At 58.4% G+C, this 21,769-nt stretch carries 24 protein-coding genes; 16 read left to right on the top strand and 8 right to left on the bottom strand.

The annotated features are described in order from the left end of the window. Window positions 1–5 precede the first annotated feature (5 nt). The 3 genes from WCG50_RS07610 to lptC are packed head-to-tail and all read left to right on the top strand — an operon-like array spanning window position 6 to window position 2,166. Window positions 6–1,007: a KpsF/GutQ family sugar-phosphate isomerase gene (locus WCG50_RS07610; RefSeq protein WP_336898989.1), complete on the top strand. Its 1,002-nt coding sequence runs from the start codon at window positions 6–8 to the stop codon at window positions 1,005–1,007. Next, complete coding sequence (locus WCG50_RS07605) at window positions 1,007–1,552, top strand: HAD hydrolase family protein (RefSeq protein ID WP_336898988.1); 546 nt, start codon at window positions 1,007–1,009, stop codon at window positions 1,550–1,552. Before WCG50_RS07610 ends, WCG50_RS07605 begins: the two co-directional genes overlap by 1 nt. Continuing rightward, entirely contained in the window at window positions 1,549–2,166 is a 618-nt protein-coding gene (gene lptC, locus WCG50_RS07600) for an LPS export ABC transporter periplasmic protein LptC (protein WP_336898987.1), read from the top strand. Before WCG50_RS07605 ends, lptC begins: the two co-directional genes overlap by 4 nt. Before the next feature lie 197 nt (window positions 2,167–2,363). Here lptC and WCG50_RS07595 read toward each other — a convergent pair whose 3' ends face one another. From WCG50_RS07595 to WCG50_RS07585, 3 genes are all read right to left on the bottom strand, one after another. Continuing rightward, on the bottom strand, window positions 2,364–2,801 hold the full coding sequence (locus WCG50_RS07595; RefSeq protein WP_336898986.1) for an RNA-binding protein: 438 nt from the start codon (window positions 2,799–2,801) through the stop codon (window positions 2,364–2,366). Between the two features lie 206 nt (window positions 2,802–3,007). Next, window positions 3,008–3,259: a zf-HC2 domain-containing protein gene (locus WCG50_RS07590; protein ID WP_336898985.1), complete on the bottom strand. Its 252-nt coding sequence runs from the start codon at window positions 3,257–3,259 to the stop codon at window positions 3,008–3,010. Further along, window positions 3,256–3,840: a sigma-70 family RNA polymerase sigma factor gene (locus WCG50_RS07585; RefSeq protein WP_336898984.1), complete on the bottom strand. Its 585-nt coding sequence runs from the start codon at window positions 3,838–3,840 to the stop codon at window positions 3,256–3,258. Before WCG50_RS07585 ends, WCG50_RS07590 begins: the two co-directional genes overlap by 4 nt. Before the next feature lie 208 nt (window positions 3,841–4,048). Here WCG50_RS07585 and WCG50_RS07580 point away from each other — a divergent pair, with 208 nt between their 5' ends. From WCG50_RS07580 to WCG50_RS07570, 3 genes are read left to right on the top strand one after another with little or no spacing between them, the layout of a single operon-like run. Beyond that, a complete protein-coding gene (locus tag WCG50_RS07580; protein ID WP_336898983.1) occupies window positions 4,049–4,324 on the top strand; it encodes a DUF2282 domain-containing protein in 276 nt (91 codons plus the stop codon). Window positions 4,325–4,360: 36 nt separating this feature from the next. Continuing rightward, window positions 4,361–5,278: a DUF692 domain-containing protein gene (locus WCG50_RS07575; RefSeq protein ID WP_336898982.1), complete on the top strand. Its 918-nt coding sequence runs from the start codon at window positions 4,361–4,363 to the stop codon at window positions 5,276–5,278. Next, window positions 5,275–6,072, top strand: a complete 798-nt coding sequence (locus tag WCG50_RS07570; RefSeq protein WP_336898981.1) for a DNA-binding domain-containing protein — start codon at window positions 5,275–5,277, stop codon at window positions 6,070–6,072. Before WCG50_RS07575 ends, WCG50_RS07570 begins: the two co-directional genes overlap by 4 nt. An 89-nt stretch (window positions 6,073–6,161) precedes the next feature. Here the strand turns inward: WCG50_RS07570 and WCG50_RS07565 are convergent, their stop codons facing one another. After that, a complete protein-coding gene (locus WCG50_RS07565) occupies window positions 6,162–7,364 on the bottom strand; it encodes an ammonium transporter (protein WP_336898980.1) in 1,203 nt (400 codons plus the stop codon). Window positions 7,365–7,627: 263 nt separating this feature from the next. Here WCG50_RS07565 and WCG50_RS07560 point away from each other — a divergent pair, with 263 nt between their 5' ends. From WCG50_RS07560 to chrA, 10 genes are all read left to right on the top strand, one after another. Next, window positions 7,628–8,035, top strand: coding sequence for a hypothetical protein (locus WCG50_RS07560; protein ID WP_336898979.1), 408 nt, complete (start codon window positions 7,628–7,630; stop codon window positions 8,033–8,035). 13 nt (window positions 8,036–8,048) lie between these two features. Then, on the top strand, window positions 8,049–8,900 hold the full coding sequence (locus tag WCG50_RS07555) for a Crp/Fnr family transcriptional regulator (protein ID WP_336898978.1): 852 nt from the start codon (window positions 8,049–8,051) through the stop codon (window positions 8,898–8,900). 17 nt (window positions 8,901–8,917) lie between these two features. Then, a complete protein-coding gene (locus tag WCG50_RS07550; protein ID WP_336898977.1) occupies window positions 8,918–9,427 on the top strand; it encodes a response regulator transcription factor in 510 nt (169 codons plus the stop codon). Between the two features lie 79 nt (window positions 9,428–9,506). After that, on the top strand, window positions 9,507–11,306 hold the full coding sequence (locus WCG50_RS07545; protein WP_336898976.1) for a PAS domain-containing protein: 1,800 nt from the start codon (window positions 9,507–9,509) through the stop codon (window positions 11,304–11,306). Continuing rightward, complete coding sequence (locus WCG50_RS07540) at window positions 11,303–11,953, top strand: response regulator transcription factor (protein WP_336898975.1); 651 nt, start codon at window positions 11,303–11,305, stop codon at window positions 11,951–11,953. The genes WCG50_RS07545 and WCG50_RS07540 overlap by 4 nt, the downstream gene beginning before the upstream one ends. A gap of 89 nt (window positions 11,954–12,042) precedes the next feature. Next, a complete protein-coding gene (locus WCG50_RS07535; protein ID WP_336898974.1) occupies window positions 12,043–13,116 on the top strand; it encodes a diguanylate cyclase in 1,074 nt (357 codons plus the stop codon). A gap of 100 nt (window positions 13,117–13,216) precedes the next feature. After that, window positions 13,217–14,365, top strand: coding sequence for a homoserine O-acetyltransferase (locus WCG50_RS07530; protein WP_336898973.1), 1,149 nt, complete (start codon window positions 13,217–13,219; stop codon window positions 14,363–14,365). Then, window positions 14,362–14,943 (top strand): methionine biosynthesis protein MetW, encoded by a 582-nt coding sequence (gene metW / locus WCG50_RS07525; RefSeq protein ID WP_336898972.1) that lies wholly within the window; start codon window positions 14,362–14,364, stop codon window positions 14,941–14,943. Before WCG50_RS07530 ends, metW begins: the two co-directional genes overlap by 4 nt. 137 nt (window positions 14,944–15,080) lie before the next feature. Continuing rightward, on the top strand, window positions 15,081–15,908 hold the full coding sequence (locus tag WCG50_RS07520) for a chromate resistance protein ChrB domain-containing protein (RefSeq protein WP_336898971.1): 828 nt from the start codon (window positions 15,081–15,083) through the stop codon (window positions 15,906–15,908). After that, complete coding sequence (gene chrA / locus WCG50_RS07515; protein WP_336898970.1) at window positions 15,905–17,281, top strand: chromate efflux transporter; 1,377 nt, start codon at window positions 15,905–15,907, stop codon at window positions 17,279–17,281. Before WCG50_RS07520 ends, chrA begins: the two co-directional genes overlap by 4 nt. Window positions 17,282–17,300: 19 nt before the next feature. On the opposite strand, the gene WCG50_RS07510 is transcribed toward chrA, so the two are convergent. The 4 genes from WCG50_RS07510 to WCG50_RS07495 all read right to left on the bottom strand — a co-directional run. Then, a complete protein-coding gene (locus tag WCG50_RS07510) occupies window positions 17,301–18,599 on the bottom strand; it encodes a TRAP transporter large permease (protein ID WP_336898969.1) in 1,299 nt (432 codons plus the stop codon). Further along, window positions 18,596–19,066 carry a TRAP transporter small permease gene (locus WCG50_RS07505; RefSeq protein ID WP_336898968.1) on the bottom strand — a complete coding sequence of 157 codons (471 nt, stop codon included), beginning with the start codon at window positions 19,064–19,066 and terminating at the stop codon, window positions 18,596–18,598. Before WCG50_RS07505 ends, WCG50_RS07510 begins: the two co-directional genes overlap by 4 nt. Window positions 19,067–19,188: 122 nt before the next feature. Next, window positions 19,189–20,199 carry a sialic acid TRAP transporter substrate-binding protein SiaP gene (locus tag WCG50_RS07500; protein ID WP_336898967.1) on the bottom strand — a complete coding sequence of 337 codons (1,011 nt, stop codon included), beginning with the start codon at window positions 20,197–20,199 and terminating at the stop codon, window positions 19,189–19,191. An 86-nt stretch (window positions 20,200–20,285) separates the two neighbouring features. Further along, a partial coding sequence (locus WCG50_RS07495; protein WP_336898966.1) for an ATP-binding protein occupies window positions 20,286–21,769 on the bottom strand: 1,484 nt, incomplete at its 5' end.

The raw sequence follows: 21,769 nt of genomic DNA, 5'->3' as shown, positions 1-21,769 counted from the left end.
ACGTCATGACAAGCCAACAAATTCAAGCGACAGTTTTTAATGCGCAGAGGGCCATACGCTTGGCCCAGGAGACCCTGGACATCGAAGCGGATGCGGTGTTGGGCTTAAAGCAGCATTTGGGTGCCGGATTTGCCCAAGCCGTTGAGATGATGTTGAAGGTAAAGGGCCGCGTGGTTGTGATGGGAATGGGTAAAAGCGGTCACATCGGACGAAAGATCACAGCCACTTTGGCCTCGACGGGGACGGCCGCCATGTTTGTTCATCCGGCAGAGGCCAGCCATGGCGATCTTGGCATGATCAAACCGGTTGATCTGGTTTTGGCCATATCCAATAGCGGCGAATCGGAGGAACTCACCGCCATACTGCCCATGATCAAGCGCATGGGTGCGCCACTGATTGCGTTGACCGGAAAAGCCGAGTCCACACTGGCCCGCTATGCCACTGTATTTTTGGACTGCAGCGTTAAAAAAGAAGCTTGTCCGTTGAACCTCGCTCCCACCGCCAGTACAACGGCGCAATTAGCCATGGGCGATGCACTTGCCGTAGCTTTGTTGGATGCACGGGGCTTCAAGGCCGAAGATTTCGCCCGCTCGCACCCCGGTGGAGCACTGGGACGCAAATTGCTCACCCTGGTCAGTGATGTGATGCGCTCTGGAGATGATGTACCGAAGGTGGGTCCTGGCGCCAGTTTTAGCGAGTTGATGCGCGAGATGAGCGCCAAAGGACTGGGTGCAACGGCGATCGTGGGTGACGATTTGAAAGTTTTGGGGATTTTTACGGATGGCGACTTGCGGCGTTTGGTCGAGAAAGGGATTGATTTGCGATCCTCCACAGCAGAGCAGGTCATGCATCCCCGCCCCAGTGTGGTTGCCCGCGATGCCTTGGCCGTGGAGGCCGCCGAACTGATGGAATTGAACCGGATAACCAGTGTGTTGGTGATTGATGAAGCGGGCCAGTTGTGCGGGGCCCTCAATAGCAATGACTTGATGCGTGCCAAGGTCATCTGATGGAACCCATACTTAATTTCACGGTTGAATTGTTGCTGAAGGCCCAAGGCATTCGTGTGGTGTTCTTTGATGTGGATGGCGTTCTGACCGATGGTGGGTTGTTCTTTTCTGAAGCAGGTGAAACGATCAAGCGTTTCAACACCCTGGATGGCCATGGTCTCAAGTTATTGCAGCGGGCAGGAATAACGCCCGCTGTCATTACAGGGCGCGACTCAAAACCCTTGCGCTTGAGACTTGCTGCCCTGGGAGTCGAGCATGTGCATTACGGCACCGAGGACAAACGTCCTGCTGCTGAAGAAACCCTGAAATTATTGGGGCTTGAATGGCATCAGGCCGCGGCCATGGGGGACGACTGGCCTGATCTCGCCGTCATGCAGCGTTGTGCAATAGCTTGCGCGCCACAAAATGCCCATGCCGAGGTGAAGGCCAGCGCGCATTACGTAACGGCAGCGCAGGGTGGCCATGGCGCCGTCAGAGAGTTTTGCGACTTGTTGTTGGTTGCGAGCGGGAAATACAGCCAGTTGTTTGAGGAAAGCACGCGGTGAACAAGATTTTGCAAGTCGTGTGGGAGCGACTGTCGCTCTACCTTCCGGTGATTCTCATGGGCATTCTGGCGCTGGGTACTTACTGGCTGGTGCGAAGTACGCCCTTACCAATGACGCCAGAACAAGAAGCGCCACCCCGGCATGAGCCGGATTACTTTATGCGCAATTTCTCGGTCAAAACGTTTGATGGCGAGGGTCGGCTTAAAAGTGAAGTGCTTGGCGTGAATGCCCGCCACTACCCGGATACGGATTCACTTGAAATTGAATCAGTGAGCATCCATTCGTTCAATGAGGAGGGGCGCTTGACTACTGCTACGGCAGGGCGCGGCGTTACTAACGGCGATGCCTCAGAAGTGCAGTTGATAGGGAAGGCACATGTTGTACGTGAACAGGTGGTAGACAAGACGGGACAGAGCCTTCCTCGCCTGGAGTATCGTGGCGAATTTCTGCATGCGTTCATGAAAACAGAGCAGATAAAGTCCCATTTGCCGGTTGTCCTGGTGCACGGGCTTGACCAGTTCACCGCAGATTCGATGGATTACGACAACCTTGAGCGCGTGATGCAGCTCAAAGGGCGTGTCAAGGGGGTCTTGGTACCCACTTCTAGCAAATAGTCTGCTTGTTGGGTGCTGGATAGGAGGGAGTGCAGTCGAATCAAATTGCAGTCGTTGGCACTCAAAAATCAAAACAACTTTTCTGTTGTTTTTTCTTGGCAAAGGCAGTGATTTTCGCGTTTTCTGTGAGATCTCCAGAAATTAAAAAAGGGCCACAAGGGCCCTTTTTTTCAATTGGCGTAAAGCCAGTTGAGTGCTTAGTAGCTGCTACGACCACCGCCGTAACCGCCGCCACCGCCGCCGCCGGAACGACCGCCGCCGCCGCCAGCGCCGCCGCCGTATCCACCGCCACCGCCGCCGCCGCTACGGCCAGCACCGCCGCCGTAACCGCCGCCACCGCCAGCGCCGCCACCGAAGCCGCCGCCACCAGTGCGGGGAGGACGTGCTTCCATTGGACGTGCTTCGTTAACAACGAGACCACGGCCACCGTATTGTTGGCCATTCATGCCATTGATAGCAGCTTGTGCTTCAGCATCATTGCCCATTTCCACAAAGCCGAAGCCTTTGGAGCGGCCAGTGTCACGTTCCATCATGACTTTGGCGCTAGTGACGGTACCGTGTGCAGCAAAAGCTTGTTGCAGGTCTTCGTCACGGAAAGTGTAGGGCAGGTTGCCCACGTAAAGTTTGTTGCCCATGAAAGGACTCCTCAAAATAACTCAAAACGCGATGGAGTCCAAAACCGCTATTACCACGCAATCAACAAACAAATGAAGACTTAAAGCAGACGCGAAACTGACTAAACACCGCAAACTTGCATCGCCGATTTTTCGACAATACAAATCAATTATGCGTCAAGTTTTATATTTTCACAATCTTTTTTGTAGAAAGAAAGATATTGGTGCTAGACAGGGGTTCTCGGTGGATGATTCGGCGTCTTGGGTTCCTGTGGCGGGCTGATATCTTCAGCTTCATAATTTCGCCATTGCTTCATGGCGTTGCGCATCGTAAAAACTTGTCGCTCGAAGGTCGGGCACGCGGCGCAAATGGCCATGTGAAAGCGAAGCGCGATACGGTCCTGCCAAGGCAGTTTGCGGTCTTCCTGCGCAATCACAAGCGCAGTGACTTCTTTGCAGGTTCTTTGGAAGAGCATCATGAAATGTTGGGGTTTGAAAACCAGTTCAATTCAAGGCACTCGCGTAATCTGAGGCGGGCGCGGTGCAGTTGAACATACAGGTTAGTCGGAGTGAGGCCCAACTCCTTACAAATTTCTTCACTGGAGAGTTCCAGCCATTCGCGCATTAAAAAAAGACGACCCTGGCTGGCCGGTAATTTGTTGGTACAGGCGTCCAGTACCTCAAAAAACTGGCGGCTGCTGAATTGTTGCTCCGGGTTTCCCCATTCGGCAGGTGCTTGCGAAAAGTGCCCATCAGCCTTGAAGCCGAGGTATTCCAGAGGATCGCTGTCGTCCTCATCGGTGCTTTCAAGCCCACTCACCTCACGGCTGTGGTGGCGCAAGGCATCAATCACTTTGTGTTTGAGAATGCCGACCAGCCAGGTCTTGAGTTGCGAGCGATTGTCAAAGGTTTGCGGTTTGGCCAAGGCGGCCAACACGGTTTCAGACACGGCATCTTCCGCCCAGGTGTCGTTTCTCAACTGAAGGCGGGCGAACCGCAACAGATATGGGCGGTTGCTAACCAGGAGTTGCTCGAATGAGAGGGGTGCGTCGGTGGTCATGGTGTCGCGCCAGTGTAATGGGGTCGTTTGCACGGTAAAGTGCTACTTGTATTCTTATGCGGTTGGTGAATATTTTCAAAATATTCCACTGAATCTGTAAGAAAACAGCATCTGCCCTGACAAACCCCTAACCAGCGTGGCTAGCCGAATTTAAAGGCCTCGACCCATCTGGTGTGTCGTTAATTTTTCAACCCCAGGAGTATTCCAAATGAACCAACGTGCCATGATCGCCGCCGCCGCAGCGTCCCTGATGTCCCTCACTTTTATCGCCGCGCCAGCCCATGCGGCCAACGAAAAAGAAAAATGCTTTGGTATTGCCAAGGCCGGTCAAAACGACTGCGCCAGCATGTCGGGCGTGCATTCCTGCGCGGGCCAGTCCAAAGTCGACATGGACAAAGGCGAATGGAAATATGTGGCCAAAGGCACCTGCAAAGAGATGAACGGTATGACTTTGGACGAAATCAAGATGATGAAAAAAGGCTGATCCCGCTTTTTTCGACTGCCTGCCAAGCGCGTCGCCATGGCCGACTCACAGTTCGCCTGCATAACCGAAACAGACCCGGTGGTGGGTATTGGCTGGCGACAGCCGCATTACCGGGAACTGATGACGCGGCGCTCGCCCTTGGGTTTTCTGGAAGTTCATTCAGAAAACTTCTTCGCCGAAGGCGGTGCTGCGCTGGCGGTGCTGGAACAGGCGCGCGCCCATTACCCGATCAGCCTGCACGGCGTCGGTTTGTCGCTCGGTTCGGTGGCGGGGATCGACCCTTGGCATCTGGACCAGTTGGCGCGTCTGGTGCAGCGGATTGACCCGGTACGCGTCAGCGACCATGCCAGTTTTGCGCGCGGCCGTTTCAATGGCGCCGCCGTGCATGCCGCTGACTTGCTGCCGATTCCCTTCAGCCATGAGGCGCTAGATGTGCTCTGCGCCAACGTGGAGCAGGTGCAGACGCGGCTTAAACGGCGCTTCATGGTGGAGAACCTGTCGAGTTATGTGCGTTGGACAGCGCTTCCTGACGAACTGTTACTGGAAGAGCCTGAATTCTTGTCGACACTGGCGCAGCGCACCGGATGTAGCCTGCTGGTCGATGTGAACAATATTTATGTCAACGCCCTGAACGCGCAGATTAACGGCGCTGGCGGTGACCCGGTGCAGCACGGCCTGGACTGGCTGGACGCCATGGCGCCCACCGACGTGGGTGAAATTCACCTGGCGGGACACTGCCGTGTGAATGATGCGCACGGCGAGATCGTGATCGACGATCACGGCAGCCGGGTTTGCCCCGAGGTCTGGCGCCTGTACCAGCACGCCATTGGGCGGTTTGGTGCGGTTCCAACGCTCATTGAGTGGGACACCGACATTCCAGCGTTGGAGGTGCTGCTTGACGAGGCCGCGCGGGCCCAGGCGGTGATTCGGGCCGCCAGCGCGGAAAAAACATGAGTCGGTTGGCCGCACAGCAGCAAGCTTTGCTGGACGTGCTGCTGGCATGGCCTGCGGATGATGCTATTGAAAAAATAGCTACTTACGCAAGTAGCACGGGGGCTAGAGGACTAAAAGCTTATAAATCCAACGGTCATGCGAATGCGCAACGCGCTTTGCAGGCGGCCTACCCGGTGCTCACGCAACTGCTGGGGGCAGAGAGTTCTTCGGCGCTGGCCCGTGCTTTTTGGCACGCCAGCCCACCCGAAAAAGGCGATTTGGCCCAGTGGGGTGCGGGCTTGTCTGAATTTGTGCGCGCCAGCCAACAACTGGCCGAGGAGCCTTACCTGGCCGATGTGGCTCGGGTGGAATGGGCGTTGCACGTCAGCGCCAGTGCGGCCAACCAGACGGTGGACGCAGCCAGTTTTGCCCTGTTGATGCAACACGAGCCGGATCAATTGCATCTGCGCCTGGCACCCGGTTGTGCCATGGTGTCTAGCCCTTGGCCGGTAGCCAGTATCGTGAGTGCGCATCTGGACAACAGCCCGACGTTTGAAGAAGTCGGCCAGCGGCTGCGCGCCGGTGTGGCCGAAGATGCTGTGGTCTGGCGTGCCGAGTTGCAACCGCAGATGCGTGCGGCCCAGCCGGGCGAAGCGGCCCTGCTGTCGGCGTTGCTGGCGGGTCATGCTTTGGGCGCCGCGCTGGAGGGTGCCCCGGCTTTGGACTTCAACGCCTGGCTGCCATTGGCGGTGCAATCGCAGTTGCTCTTGGGTGTTGTAGTCACACGCTACGCCCGGCGCACCCCGCCGGGCTAAAACCCGATTTAGGACCCCCAGCCGGTTAATGACCGAAAATGTCTCTAGCCCCCGTGTTTCCTGCGCTGGTAGCTATAAATTTTGCAGCGTTACCAATTCGCTTCGCGCTCCGGCGTCGCGCTGATTTTATGAATGGAAAGATCGGCACCGTCGTATTCTTCTTCCTGACTCAGGCGCAGGCCCATCGTGGCTTTGAGTGTGCCGTACACCACCAGCCCGCCTAAAACAGCCCACGCCACACCCATTGTGGTGCCGATCAATTGCGCGCTGAATGACACGCCTCCCAGGCCGCCGAAGGCTTTTGAGCCAAAAATGCCCGCCGCCAAGCCGCCCCAGGTGCCGCACAAGCCGTGCAGCGGCCAGACGCCCAGCACGTCGTCAATCTTCCATTTGTTTTGCGTCAGCGTGAACATGAAGACAAAAATGCCACCCGCCACGGCGCCCACCACCAGTGCACCCAGTGGGTGCATCAGGTCGGAGCCTGCACACACGGCCACCAGGCCGGCGAGCGGACCGTTGTGCACAAAGCCGGGGTCGTTCTTGCCGACAACCAAGGCCGCCAGCGTGCCGCCGACCATCGCCAGCAGCGAGTTCACTGCCACCAGGCCCGAGATTTTGTCCAGCGTTTGCGCACTCATCACGTTGAAGCCAAACCAGCCCACGGTCAAAATCCAGGCGCCCAGCGCCAGAAACGGAATGCTTGACGGGGGGTGCGCCGAGATGCCGCCATCCTTGCGGTAGCGGTTGGCGCGGGCGCCGAGCAAGATGACTGCAGGCAGCGCAATCCAGCCGCCCAGCGCATGCACCACGACACTTCCGGCAAAGTCGTGAAACTCTTCGCCAGTCAGCGCCTTGATCCAGCCCTGCACGCCAAAGTGCTGGTTCCACATGATGCCTTCAAAGAAAGGATAGACAAAACCGACGATGACCGCGGTGGCCATCAGCTGTGGCCAGAATTTGGCGCGCTCTGCAATGCCGCCTGAAATGATGGCCGGAATGGCCGCGGCAAAGGTCAGCAGGAAGAAGAACTTGACCAACTCATAGCCGCTCTTGGCGGCCAGCACCTCGGCCCCAACAAAGAAGCTGGTGCCGTAGGCCACACCGTAGCCGACGATGAAATACGCCACAGTCGAGACCGAGAAGTCGACCATGATCTTGACCAGCGCATTGACCTGGTTCTTGCGCCGCACGGTGCCCAGCTCCAGAAATGCAAAACCCGCGTGCATGGCCAGCACCATGACGGCGCCGAGAAGGATGAACAGGGTGTCTGCGCCCTGTTTTAGTGCTTCCATGAAAACCTCTTTGATTGAAATGAGTTGAATTGGTGCGCTAATTTAGCGAAAGCCTGAAACGCACCAAATATAAGCAAAAAACGAGCCAAAGTTGTGCGAGTTGATAAATTTCGGGGTTCGTCAGGGTCACTACCTGATTCCCGGTAGTAGGTTTTAGCGCTTCCGGGTATTTGTCGCGGAGCAGTTCCTGCGTACGCTTGAACCACAGACACAAGAGCCCTTGATGTCACCGATTCACCGCCTAAAACCCGCAGATGAACAGCATGAACATGATCGCGTCCCCCCATCACTTCGCCCAGGAGTATTTGCAGGATCCGAACCTGATGCCGCCTTCAGAAGGGAGCGCCGCCCTTGTGATGGACATCAACGGCTGCATCGTCGAGAGCAACCTGGCTGCCACTGATTTGCTGGGGTGTCCGCCCGAATCATTAGCGGGGCAGGACATCACCGTCGTGTTACCGAGCCTGCCTTTCTCACAAGAAACCCCTGGCTACAACCTCGCCTATGTGGGCGTGAACCACGCCATGGATGCCTGGAAAAAGCACACGGCACACACCCCCAGTGGCGGATCGATTTCCGTTGAGATCGTGCTCTACATCATCAAGCGAGGCTGCAAGTACTTCATCGCTTTGTGCCTGCGCCGCCCCACTTTCAGCACCGCTCTTATCTAACTTCGGGACTACCATGAACACGCCAAACAACCCCCCCTCGTTTTCTGTGTCGCCCTACGCCGTACTGAGCGGCTCGCCACAAGCGATCTGCTTCGACCCTTGCTTAAGTGACTTGGGTGGTCATGCCCCAGACGCCTCAACAGCCAGAACGATGCCGAACCCCATGAACAGCCAGCCCAAGTCATTCTGGCGCGAGTCACTGGCTTTGATCGAAAAGCACATGACGTTTGATCGTCGCACCTTTCACGCGGGCGAAACTGCGTACAGGTGCAATCAGAACTTTGAAAACTTGTACCTTGTCAACTCGGGCTTGTTCAAGATCGTCAACTTGGCCATTGATGGACGTCAGCAAACAACCGGACTGCATTTCAAGGGCGACTGGCTGGGTTTTGACGGCATCCCCAGTGGGCGCTATGCCTGTTCTGCGGTGGCCCTGGACCTCAGCGAAATTTGGGTCATCCGCTACGAAGCCTTGCTGGAGGCCAGTGCCTTGCAGCCCAGTCTGATGCGACTGGTGATGGCCGCCATCTGCGCTCAGTTGGCGCATAACCGCGAAGCCACGTTGTCGATGGGCACGCTGCCGGCTGATGCCCGCGTGGCTGATTTCCTGCTGCAATGGGCGCATGCCTTGTCTGAGCGCGGCATGCGCACCGACCAGATCAACATCCACATGTCGCGTGCCGAGATGGGCAACTACCTGGGGCTGCGGGTGGAGTCGGTCAGCCGGGCGCTCACACGGTTAGCACGCAGCGGTGTGATCGAGTTCAACGAGCGGGCCCGGCGTGATATCAGCGTGCCCAATCTGGCCGCGTTGCGCAGCTACATTCAAAAATGTACCGATCCAACGGCTTGCCTGATGCAATAAGCTTTCGGCGATAGCCCATGACAGTCAAAATAACGCCTTCAGGCCACCACGATAAAAAGGTCACCATGAAAGTACGCATCATCCTGGCAGACGACCACAGTCTGTTTCGCAGCGCCCTGCGAATGAGCCTGGAATCGACCCCCGACATTGAAGTGGTGGGCGAGGCGATGAGTGGCGTGTCCGCGCTACGGTGTGCGGTGCAGACCCATCCCGATGTGGTGTGCATGGACGTGAACATGCCGGGTCTCAACGGCATTGAAGCCACCCGTCAGCTGCTGGCCAGTCAACCCGAAGTGAAGGTGGTCGCGATGTCAGCCATGAACGATTTGAAGCTGGTGGCTGAAATGATGAGTGCAGGCGCCAGCGCCTACGTCAGCAAAATGAATGCTGGGCAGGAACTGCCCGACGCCATTCGCTGCGTGAGCCAAAACCAAATCTATCTCAGTCCTGAACTCGGCATTCTGGACTTGGCCGATCTGATGGCCTGTCAAGTGCCGGCCAGACAACCGTTATCTTTGTCCATTTAGCGGCATAGCCAGCATTTCGGTCGTCGTGTCGCCCTTTGAAAAATGAGCCATCAGGGGGATGTTCTTATAGAAAAAAACGATGTCAGGGGCTACACTGAAAAAAATATCTGAGTCAAATTTTGTGCCATCTACCGCGAGTTCCAACCGCCCTCATCAGCGCGCTGCATTGCAAGTATCGACCGTGACGTCGTCTGGCAAGGCGTCTGACATTGCCAAAACATTGATTTTTGACCGGTTTGCACCGGCCGCTGTCCTGGTCAATAGCCAGCATGACGCTTTGTATTTTTGTGGGCTGATCGACGAATTCCTGGTGCGGCCCCGTGGTGCCCCCACCCAAAATTTGCTCGCGATGGTGCGTGAAGGCCTGAAAGTGAAGCTAATCGCCGGGCTGAAGGAGGCTGCCAGCCTGGGCTTAACCGTCCACATCACCGACGCAAGAATGCAAGGTGTTCATGCGCTGGAGCCGGTGCATCTCACGGTGATTTCGCACCAGGACCCGGTCTTGGGGCCACTCTTTCTGGTGGTGTTCCGCCATGATTTGCAGCGCTCGCAGATTCCCATCGAGAGCAACGGCGATGCCGTTCTGGTGCGCCATTTGCAAGAGGCCTTGCTGGCCGCGCGTGCCACGGTGCAGCGCACGACGGAACGCTACGAGTCGAGGAACCACGACCTTGTTGAATCGATAGAAAAATCGGACACCACCAACGCGGAGTTGCATGCCCTGATTGACGTGCTGGAAAAATCCACCCACGCGTTGCACTCGCTCAACGATGAGTTGGCGCTGGTGAACCAGGAGTACGGCAATAAATTGCGGGAGCTTGAAACCGCCAATGCGGACTTGAAAAACCTCCTGATCAGCAGCGATGTCGCTACCCTGTGCCTGGACCACGCCTTGTGCCTCAAGTGGTTTGCGCCGGCGATGCAGAGCCGGTTCAATTTGATTGAGGGCGACACCGGTCGTCCGGTCAGTGCGCTGGTCGCCGTCATTGGGGACCCCGGGCTGGTGCAGGCCGTGCACGCGGTGCTGGCCGGTGAAAAAGTCAATGACCAGGAACTGCAGATTGAAAACAGCCGCTGGTACATCCGCCGGGTGATGCCCTACCAGACAGAAGAAAACCAGATCAGCGGGGTGATCGTCACCTATACCGACCTCACCGACTACCACCTTGCGCTGGAAGCGGCCGTGGCCATGCGAATGGACCTGGCCCAGTCGAAGGACCGCACCGACAAACTGCGCGCCCTGTCTGCCGCGCTGGTGACGGCCGAAGAGCGCGAGCGGCGCGTGCTCGCCAAAGACCTGCACGATGACTTGGGTCAGTTGCTGGCCATCGTGGCACTCAAGGTGGACGGCATTCGCAAGCAAGTGATGCCCGACACGCTTAAGCCTTTTGTCGACGACTGTGTCGCCTCGGTCGCGCAGGCCAATGGCAAACTGCGCGCCATGGCCTTGGCACTGAACCCGCCTATGCTGGATCATTTGGGCCTGGTTCCCGCCATCCAGTGGCTGGCCGATGAAGTACACCGGATGTACCAGTTGCAGGTCAGCATTGAAGATGACGGCAAAGCCAAGCCCCTGGACCCGGCCGTCAGTGCCACACTGTTTCGCGCCTTGCGTGAACTGTTCCTCAATATTTCGAGGCACGCCCGGGTGGAACTGGCCCGCGTCACTTTGTCGCGGGGCCGGGGCAAAACGCTGATCGTTACTGTGAGTGATGACGGGGCTGGCTTTGATACCAGCACCTTGGCTGCGGTGAGCACCCAAGGTGGTTTTGGGTTGATCAGCATGCGCGAGCGACTGGGATTTTTGGGGGGCAAAGTGACCGTGCTCAGCAACCCGGGGCACGGCACCACCGTGACCCTGACCGTACCTCTTTTATGACCATACGGGTCTTGTTGGTCGATGACCACACCATGTTTCGGGAAGCGCTGCGCTTGATGCTGGAGCGCGAGCCAGGCATTGAAGTGGTGGGCGAACTCGGGGACGGCGAACAAGTGGCAGCGGCCGTGGACCGCTGTGCGCCCGATGTGGTGGTGATGGATGTGAGCATGCCCAAGGTCAACGGCATCGATGCCACGCGCAACTTGCGGGCCCAATACCCGCAGTTGCAGGTGGTGGCCCTGTCGGCCTTCAGCTACAAGCAGTTCGTGATGGAAATGCTGGACGCCGGGGCCATCGCCTATGTTGTCAAATCAGCCGCTGGCCAGCAACTGGTGCTTGCGATCGAGAGCGCTGCCAAGGGCCAGGCCTACCTGTGCCCGGATTCGGCAGCCATGTTGATTGAAGCCAGTCGGCGCGTGGGGTCTGGCACGGCGCTTGTCGCCTCCAACAAACGCCTGGGTCAGCGAGAGGTACAAGTGCTGCGGCTGCTGGCGCAAGGCAAAAGCTCACCGCAAATTGGTGAGGAGTTGCACATTGCCGCCAGCACCGTGGATGTGCATCGTCGCAACATCATGAGCAAGCTGGAACTGCATAACGTGGCCGAACTGACCCGCTACGCCATCCGCACCGGACTGGCCGAGGTGTAAGGTTCGGGCGGGCACTACCAATTTCCGGGTAGTCATTCTCAGCACTTTTATGTATAGGTGGCGAGACGATTGGCCGCTACGCTTCTCTGATGAATATACGCATTGGCAGACCTGACAGCGGGTCAGGCTGCGGCCCCAAACAGACCTTCGACCCGCATGTTGAATTGTGGACGAATCGGTATGGCGACCACCACGGTTGGGAATTGCTGACGTCCAGCCTGGACGCTCTGGGCATCGGTATTGAGATCTGGGACGCCGACGATCGGCTGTCTTTTTGCAACGACAAGGTCAACCATATTCACGCCGGGTTTCTTTTGCCGGCGCACATAGGCCAGACTTATGAAGCCTTGATGCGCGCCAACCTGGCGCGCCACCTTTTTGAGGTATCTGGAACGCAAGAGGAAGAATGGTTGGCGCATCGCATTCAGTCGCGCAATCTTCACTCGGAACACCTGTTGCAGGAGCTCCCGGGTGACCAATGGATCAACACCTATAAAAGCCGCTCGCCGGGTGGTTATATGGTGGTGGTGCGGGTAGATGTGACCGAGTTGGTACGTGAAATCCGTACCCTTGAGGTGAGTAACCAGCAGTTGGCTCGCCAGTCGGCCACAGATGGTTTGACGGGGCTTGCCAATCGGAGGTGCTTTGATGAGTTGCTGGCGACCGAATGGCAACGGGCGGCACGAAGTGGCACCTCCTTGAGTTTGTTGATGATTGATATTGACTACTTCAAACGGTTCAATGACCGTTACGGTCATCTGGCGGGTGACGATTGTTTACGTCTGGTGGCGTCGGTGCTGGGTCAATGTGCGCGTCGAGCGGGTGACGTGGCGGCCCGTTATGGGGGCGAAGAGTTTGTGCTGCTGCTGCCCGGCGCTGATGCGGAGCGCGCTTGCGACACCGCCCAGAAGTGCCTGGAGAAAATGCAGAGTGCAGCGATGCCGCATGCCGCATCGCCGGTCTCGCAGCAGGTGACCTTTAGCATCGGCGTGGCGACATTGCTGCCTGATTTTCAAAGGGATGCTTCCTCACTGGTTAATGCCGCTGACGTTGCCATGTACCGGGCCAAGACAGTCGGAAGGGCGTGCTATCTGGTGGCGAACCCCGAGGACTGGGAAATCGAAAAAGACACCCCCCGATCAGGGTTTGCAGCGTTGGACTGAAGCTTGATTCCGGGTCGTTGTTTATACTTCCCGGCCACCCTGCTCCGCATGGCGGGAATAACCGCAGCGATGCAAACGAGCAAGCTCTGCCCCTCTACTGATGAAGATGTTTTCAATCCCCCAATCCATGCACTTTGCGGCTGCTTTGCCCTTGCAAAGTGGCGAAGCCCTGCGCGACTACTCGCTGAGTTTTGAGACTTACGGCCGGCTCAATGCCGACAAGTCCAACGCGGTGCTGATTTGCCATGCCCTGAACGCCTCACACCATGTGGCGGGCGTCTATGAAGGCCAGGACAAGTCCGAGGGCTGGTGGGAAAACATGATTGGACCGGGTAAATCACTCGACACCAACAAGTTCTTTGTCATCGGGGTCAACAACCTGGGCTCTTGTTTTGGCTCCACCGGGCCGATGCACATCAATCCCGATTCCGGCCGCGTCTACGGTGTCGATTTTCCGGTGGTCACGGTCGAAGACTGGGTTAACGCGCAAGCCCGGTTGCTCGACGCCCTGGGCATTGAGGTGCTGGCCGCCGTGATGGGTGGCTCACTGGGCGGCATGCAGGCGCTGAGCTGGGCGCTGCAATACCCCAACCGCGTGCGCCACGCCGTGGTGGTGGCCAGTGCGCCCAACCTCACCGCCGAAAACATTGCCTTCAATGAAGTGGCGCGCCGTGCCATCACCACCGACCCTGATTTTCATGGCGGCCACTTTTACGAGCACGGCACCGTGCCCAAACGCGGCCTGCGCATCGCTCGCATGATCGGCCACATCACTTACCTGAGCGATGACGTGATGAACGAGAAGTTTGGCCGCCATCTGCGGGCGGCCTCGCATGACGGCAACCAGGGCGCGTACCTGTACAGCACGCTGGAAGCCGAATTCCAGATTGAGAGTTACCTGCGCTACCAGGGCGACAAGTTTGCCGAGTACTTCGATGCCAACACCTATTTACTGATCACCCGGGCGCTCGACTATTTCGATCCGGCCCGCACCTATGGCGGCGATCTGAGCCACGCGCTGGCCCGTGCCACCTGCAAGTTTTTGCTGGTGAGCTTCACCACCGACTGGCGTTTTTCACCCAAGCGCAGCCGCGAGATCGTCAAGGCCCTGCTCGACAACAAGCGCGACGTGAGCTACGCCGAGATCGATGCGCCCCACGGCCATGATGCCTTTTTGCTCGATGATCCCCGTTATATGGGCGTGGTCAGCTCTTATTTTGATAGCGTAGCGAAGGAGGTAACGGCATGAGCGACCACACCACTATGCACGCCATTGCCAAGCTGGTGCCTGAAGGCGCGCGCGTGCTCGACCTCGGCTGTGGCGACGGCGCCCTGCTGGCGCACTTGCAGAACACCCGTGGCTGCACCGGTTACGGCGTCGAGATCGCCGATGCCAATGTGCTGGCCTGCGTCAAGCGCGGCGTCAATGTCATCCAGCTCAATCTGGACGAAGGGTTGAGCATGTTTGCCGATGCCTCGTTCGACGTGGTGCTGCAAATCGACACGCTGCAACACCTGCGCAACGCCGAGGTGATGCTGCGGGAAACCGTGCGCGTGGGCCGCGTCGGCATCGTCGCCTTCCCCAATTTTGCCCACTGGCCCAATCGCTTGAGCGTGCTCAAGGGCCGCATGCCGGTGACCCGCCGCCTGCCCTACCAGTGGTACGACACGCCCAACATCCGCGTCGGCACCCACGCTGATCTGGCGGTGCTGGCGCTGCGCAGCGGCCTCAAAGTGCTCGACAGCTTTGGCCTGCAGGAGGGTCGCACCGTGCGGTTTGCGCCCAATTTGCTGGCAGGAACCTCGGTCTATCGGCTGTCGCGCTGACTTTAAAACGCCGACCAGCAGAATAACTTGACCTGTGCTAAATTGCGCAGGTCGGGGCTTCAGCTCCCCGGCATCGGGCTCTTTCGGGCCCCAAGACGGTGTCCCGTCCAAACGCTGCAACCTTGATTGGATTCGTTATGGACACCACAAAACCCTCTATTTTTTCCCGTACCCCAGCCGAATTGTGGGCGCTATGGCCGACGCACGATGCCCCGCTGGTCATCGATGTGCGCAAGCCCGAGGCATTCCTGGCTTCTCCCTTTTCGCTACCCGGTGCCCTGCGGCGTGACCCGCTACAGGTTTCAACCTGGGTCACCAGCCTGCCCACCGCCAGGACCGTGTTGGTGTATTGCGTTCACGGTCATGAGGTCAGTCAGGCCACGGCTCAGACGCTGCGTGAGCACAGAGTGAATGCCTGCTTTTTGCAAGGCGGCATCGAGGCTTGGCGCGAGCAAGATTTGCCCTTGGCCACCAAGCCGGTCGGCAGCGCCACCCGTTGGGTAACCCGTGAGCGGCCCAAGATTGACCGCATTGCCTGCCCGTGGCTGGTGCGCCGTTTTGTGGATGCGCAGGCGCAGTTTTTGTATGTGCCCAGCGCGCAGATTCACGCAGTGGCGCTGGCCCAAAACGCAACACCCTACGATGTGAACGCGTCGGTGGCCGACACGCGGTTCACCCACGAGGGCGAGCGCTGCAGCTTCGATGCTTTCCTGTCTGTTTACCGGCTGGGGGCGGACTCGGCGCTGGCCAAGTTGGCGGACATCGTGCGCGGGGCCGACACCGACCGGCTGGATCTGGCGCCGCAGTCTGCCGGCTTGCTGGCGGTATCGCTGGGCATGTCGCACGTCCTGCCGGACGACCACGCCATGCTCGATGCCATGATGCCGGTCTACGACGCCCTGTACGCCTGGTGCCGCACCGCCGTGGCGGGCACCGATGAGTCGCACAACTGGAAACCGGCATGAACGCGCATCCCATCCCCTTTTTCGAAGCCTTGAAGTTCTGGTTGCGCCTGGGCTTCATCAGCTTTGGTGGTCCGGCCGGGCAAATTGCCATCATGCACCGCGAGCTGGTGGAGACAAAGCGCTGGATTTCCGAAGGGCGCTTTCTGCATGCACTGAACTACTGCATGCTGCTGCCCGGCCCGGAGGCGCAACAACTCGCCACCTACATCGGCTGGCTGATGCACCGCACGTGGGGTGGCGTGGTGGCGGGCGCGCTGTTTGTGCTGCCGTCGCTCTTCATCCTGATCGGCTTGAGCTGGGTGTACGTGGCGTTTGGCAATGTGGCGTGGGTGGCCGGGTTGCTCTATGGCATCAAACCGGCGGTGGCGGCGATCGTGTTGCAGGCGGTGCATCGCATCGGCTCAAAAACATTGAAGAAACCGACGGTAGCCCCCGTTTTATGGGCGGTAGCAGCTATGAGTTTTGTAGCGGTTGCATTTTTGGAGGTGCCGTTCCCGGCCGTGGTGCTGGCGGCGGCGCTGACCGGCTGGTTGGGGCAGCGCTGGGTGCCCCGGCAATTTGCTTCGGGTGGTGGGCATGGTGCGGCCAAAAGCGCGGCATCTGGCTCGGCAGCGCAGGCGCAGCGCGGTTTTGTCATCGACGACACCACGCCGACACCGCCCCACGCCCGCTTCAAGAAGTCTCGCCTCGCCACAGTACTGGCGGTGGGCGGCTTGCTCTGGCTGTTGCCGATGGGCGCCCTCATCGTCTGGCAGGGTTGGAGCGGCGCGCTGACGCAAATGGGTTGGTTTTTCACCAAGGCGGCATTACTGACCTTTGGCGGCGCCTATGCCGTGTTGCCCTATGTGTACCAGGGCGGCGTCGAGCACTTTGGCTGGTTGAGCGGGACGCAGATGATGGATGGTCTGGCGCTGGGTGAAACCACGCCTGGGCCGCTGATCATGGTGGTGGCGTTCGTCGGCTTTCTGGGCGGCTGGGGCAAGCAGGTGATGGGGCCGGACGCGCTTTTTCTGGGCGCGGCACTGGCCGCCACGGTGGTGACCTGGTTCACCTTTTTGCCCTCGTTTATTTTCATTCTGGCGGGCGGCCCGCTGGTGGAATCGACCCACGGCAAGCTGCAGTTCACCGCGCCGCTGACCGCCATCACCGCAGCGGTGGTCGGCGTGATTGCCAGCTTAGCTCTATTTTTTATAGCGCATATCGCAGTCAAGACGGGGGCTACAGGTCAATTTGTCTCAAGGATTGACGTGGCGGCACTGGCGCTGGCGTTAGCCGCCGCCGTCGCCTTGCTGCGCTACAAGGTCGGCGTGATGCCGGTGATCGCCGCCTGTGCGCTGGCGGGCTTGGGGCTGCGGTTGGCTGGTTGGGCTTGAACCGGGTTGACGCGACAGATCAGCGCGTTACATAGCCCATCGTCTGCGGCAACCACAGCACAATCTGCGGAAAAATAGTCAATAGCAGCAGCGCCAACACCAGCAGCGCGGTAAACGGCCAGCCTTCGCGCACCAGATCTTTGAGCGGGATGCCGGTCAGCGCGTTAGTTACAAACAGCAGCATGCCAAACGGCGGCGTGACGAGCCCGATCATCATGTTGACGACCACCACCACACCAAAGTGCACCAGGTCCACGCCCAACAGTTTGGCGGTGGGAATCAGCATCGGCACAAACACCAGCAACATCACCGACACGTCCAGAAAACAGCCCAGCACCAGAAACACACCGTTCACCAGCAGCAGAAACTGCAGTTGGCTCAGGTGCAGGCCGGTCACCCACTGCGCCAGTTGGCCCGGAATGCCTTCGGTGGCAAAAGCGTAGTTCAGCAGGTAGGCCGCCGCGATGATCATGGTGATGACGGCACTGGCGCGCAGCGACTCCAGCGTCACGGCAAACAGTGCCTTGGGCGTGAAGGCGCGGTACACCCCGGCAGAAAGAATCAGCGCGTGCAGGGCGGCTACGGCCGCCGCTTCAGTCGGGGTGAAGGCGCCTGAATAAATACCGGCCAGCAACACCACCGGCAAAGTCAGGGGCAAAAAGCCGCGCATCAAGATGCCGGGGTAGTCGCGCGCGGCAATCGGGTCGTCCTGCGGCATGTTGCGTTTCGTGGCGATGAGGTACACGCCCACCATCAGCAGCGCCGCCATCAGCAGGCCGGGCAAAATGCCACCGAGGAACAGCGCGCCGACCGAGGTGCCTGACACCAGCGCGTAAATCACCATCGGAATCGAGGGCGGAATAATCGGCCCAATGGTGGCGCTGGCCACCACCACGGCACCGGCAAAACCGGGCGTGTAGGCGGGCTTTTTGAGCATCTGCTTGATGGAGACCAAGCCCGGCCCGGCGGCATCGGCAATAGCGCTGCCACTCATGCCCGAAAAAATCACGCTCACCACCACGTTCACCTGCGCCAGCCCGCCGCGCGTGCGCCCGACCAGCACGCGCGACAACTCGAACAAGCGTTCGCTGATGCTGCCCGCGTTCATCAGGTTGGCCGCAAACACAAACAGCGGCACTGCCAGCAACACGTAGCCGTTGTAGAGGCCGTTGAGCACTTGCTCGGCGGCCAAGCCCATGTCTTGCCCTTTGACGACCAGGTAAGCAATGCCGCTGGTCAACATGGCAAAGGCGATCGGTGCGCGCAGCAACATGCCGCCCACCAGCACCGCCAGCAAGGTGATCAAAGCGGTGCTCATAAATACGCCTTCCAGTCTTTGCCCAGCAGGCGGTAAATGCGCCAGGCGTAGCGCACGGCCAGCGCCAGCAGCAGCAAGGCAAACGGGGCAAACACCCAGTTAAAAGGCAGGCCCATCACCGGCGTCGATTCGCGCTGCATGAACACGATGTAGTCCACCGAGCCGGGCAAGCCCCAGGCCGCCAGCCCGCCGATCAAAACGCAGCCCGCCAGCGCCATCACGCGCTTGACTTGCGGCGAGGCTTTTTGGTACAGCAAGTCAAAAGCGACGTTCTCATGGTCTTTGCAGACCAGCGCCGCGCCCCACAAAATGGCCCACAAATACAAAATGACTGCCGCCTCGTCGGTCCAGGCCAGCGGCTGGTTGAACACAAAACGCGCCGCCACCTGCACCACAAATGCCAGGAACAGCAAGGCAAACAACAAAACGCCAAAGGCCTCGGCCCCGCGTTGTAAAAACTTATACATGGGTGATGGTTTGAAAATGGGCAGAGTCGAGATGTATTTAGCTATTATAAATATAGCTGCTTACGCAGATAAAACGGGGGCTAGAGCCTGATTTGTCTTAAAAAGTCTCAGCCCTGGCGTCTTTACTTCGTGGCGTTGATGCGCTCCAGCAATCCTTTGGGCCAGACCTTGGCGTAGGCGGATTGCAGGTAAGTCGCCTGCACCGACTTTTGAAAAGCCGCCACATCGGGTGTGGTCACGGTCAGGCCCTGGCTTTTGAAGTAAGCCAGCAACTGGTTTTCATCGGCGATGCGCTGCGCGTTGTTGTACTGGGCGGCGGCTTGGGCGGCGCTTTTGAGCTTGGCTTTTTGATCCGGGTTCAGGCCGTTCCAGAGCTTGTTGGAGACCCCAATAAACAACGCATCCACCAAGTGGCTGGTGAGCGTAATCTGCTTGGTAACCTCATAAAACTTGGCGCTTTTCACGGTGGGCAGGGGGTTGTCTTGCGCGTCGATGGTGCCGGTGCGCAGGCCCAGATAGACCTCGCCAAAGGCCAGCGGCGTCGGCGTGGCGCCAAGTGCTTCGCCCAGAAACAACCATTCTTTGCTGCCCGGCATGCGCAGCTTGACGCCCTTGAGGTCGGCCGGGGTGTTGACCTTGCGCAGATCGCGCAAGTTGAGCTGGCGCGTGCCGTAGTAAATGGGCGCCAGCACCGTGATATCCATTTTTTCGCTGACGCGCTTGAACATCTCGTCCCCAATCGGGCCGTTGAACACTTTCATCAAATGCGCCGGGTCGCGAATCACATAACCGGCCGTGAAGATGGAAAACTCAGGCACCAGCTTGGCGATGTCAAAGGCCGAAATCGTGGTCATCTCCAGGTTGCCACGCGCCATCGCCACCGGCTCGGCGCCTTGCTTGAAGAGCGAGGCGTTGAGGCTGATTTGCACATCAAACAGGCCCGGCGCCGTTTTGTCGAGCTGCTCTTTCATCACCGTCCACATTTTGGCGTGCCAGTCGTCAGGCACGGCGGGGGTCGAAATGCGCAGCAGTTGGCGAGCCTGGGCAAACGCCTGTTGTGTTGCCAGGCCGATGGCGGTGGCAACGGTCAGCCAGGTGCGGCGGGAGATCATGGAAAAGGTGGGCGAGGTCATAAGTTGCCATTTCGAAGGGGTCTGGAGGCCGGGTGCGTGGTCACAAGGTCGCGCCCGAAGAGTATCGCCAATTTGGGGAAACTGTTTTACAGGCCCTGTTCGATAGCAACGATGGGGAGTGTCAATGTGAATTGAGTCCCTTGGCCCACTTCGCTCTCGATGTCGATTTTCCCCCGGTGGCTGTTGATGATGCCGTAAGCGAGAGACAGGCCCAGCCCTGTGCCTTCACCCACTGGTTTGGTGGTGAAAAACGGGTCGAATATCCGCTTGATATTCTCCGGTGGAATGCCCTTGCCCGTGTCATGAACAATCACCTGGATCGAATCGGGGGCAAGACAGCGCGTCGTGATAGTGATCACGCCTTTGGTTTCAATCGCCTGGGCTGCATTCACCAGCAGGTTCATAAAGACCTGGCTGAGTTGCGATGGACGACAGCTAATTTTTGGAAGCGCCGGGTCGAAGTTTCGGGTCACTTCGCACTTGTATTTAAGTTCGTTCCAGACGATGTTCAAGGTCGATTCGATGCATTCGTGAATGTCAGCCAACTCGAATACGTTGGAGCTGACGTGCGAGAAACTTTTGAGGTCGAGGACGATTTTCTTGACCCGCTCCAGACCACTCTTCGATTCGCGCAGCAATTCGACAACATCGGTTTGAATGAAGTCGAACTCTTTTTCCGTCTTCAACTCGGCAAGCCGGGTCAAAGCCTGCGGCGTTGCCGAAGGACTGATGGCGGTCTCATAGGCGGCGAGTATTTCAAATACGTCTTCAACGTATTTCTTCAGCGAGCCGAGATTGGAGGTGATGAACCCGACCGGGTTGTTGATCTCGTGCGCGACACCCGCCGCCAGTTGCCCGAGCGACGCCATTTTTTCAGACTGCAGCAACTGGTTCTGGGTTTCTTCCAGTCGATGGTTGAGGGTCACCATTTCCTGCAACTGGTGTTGCAGGTCTTCGGTTCGGGCTTGCACCTGTTGTTCGAGCTGGTCACGGTGTTGTTTCAGTTCGGCCAGCGCACGCTTTCGTTCGAGCAAATAGGTCGCCAAGGCCATGCCGACCGTCGACAGGATCAGGATGTAAAAAAAGTAATTGGCAAGGTGGGTCGCCTCGATATCGTTGGCGAAGAAGCCCAGGTGCTTTTGAGCGCCGACGATACCCTGCGCCGCCGTGATCGCCAGAATCAGGACCGTGCCGTGCAGCCCCAAGCGGATCGCGGCCCAGGTGATGAACAGGTACATCCAGTAGCCGCGCGCGACCAATCCGAGCGAGTCGTGAAACCAGTCGAGGAACAGCACCTGTCCCACAAGAAACGACAGACCAATAATCAACGCCGCCTCTGCACTCATCCAAAATGAGGGCCAGCCGTCCGGCAAGCTGCGCCAGACCAGCAGGAGGGGCGTCACCACCACAATGCCGAGAATATGGCCCGCCAGGTTTTGAGAGAAGCTATGGGCGTCGATGAAAGACGGGACGAGCCAGTCAACGATTTCTGTGGTGGACGCAGAAAGTAAGCCGATCCCCAGCGCCAGAAGGCAGATCTTTATAAAGTCTGAGAGCTTGTGCAAGCTAG

It is taken from the genome of Rhodoferax sp. (assembly GCF_037143375.1).
GTDB lineage: Bacteria > Pseudomonadota > Gammaproteobacteria > Burkholderiales > Burkholderiaceae_C > Rhodoferax.
The sequence above is the reverse complement of the archived record's forward strand: the minus strand, read 5'-3'. Positions and strand labels throughout refer to the sequence as shown.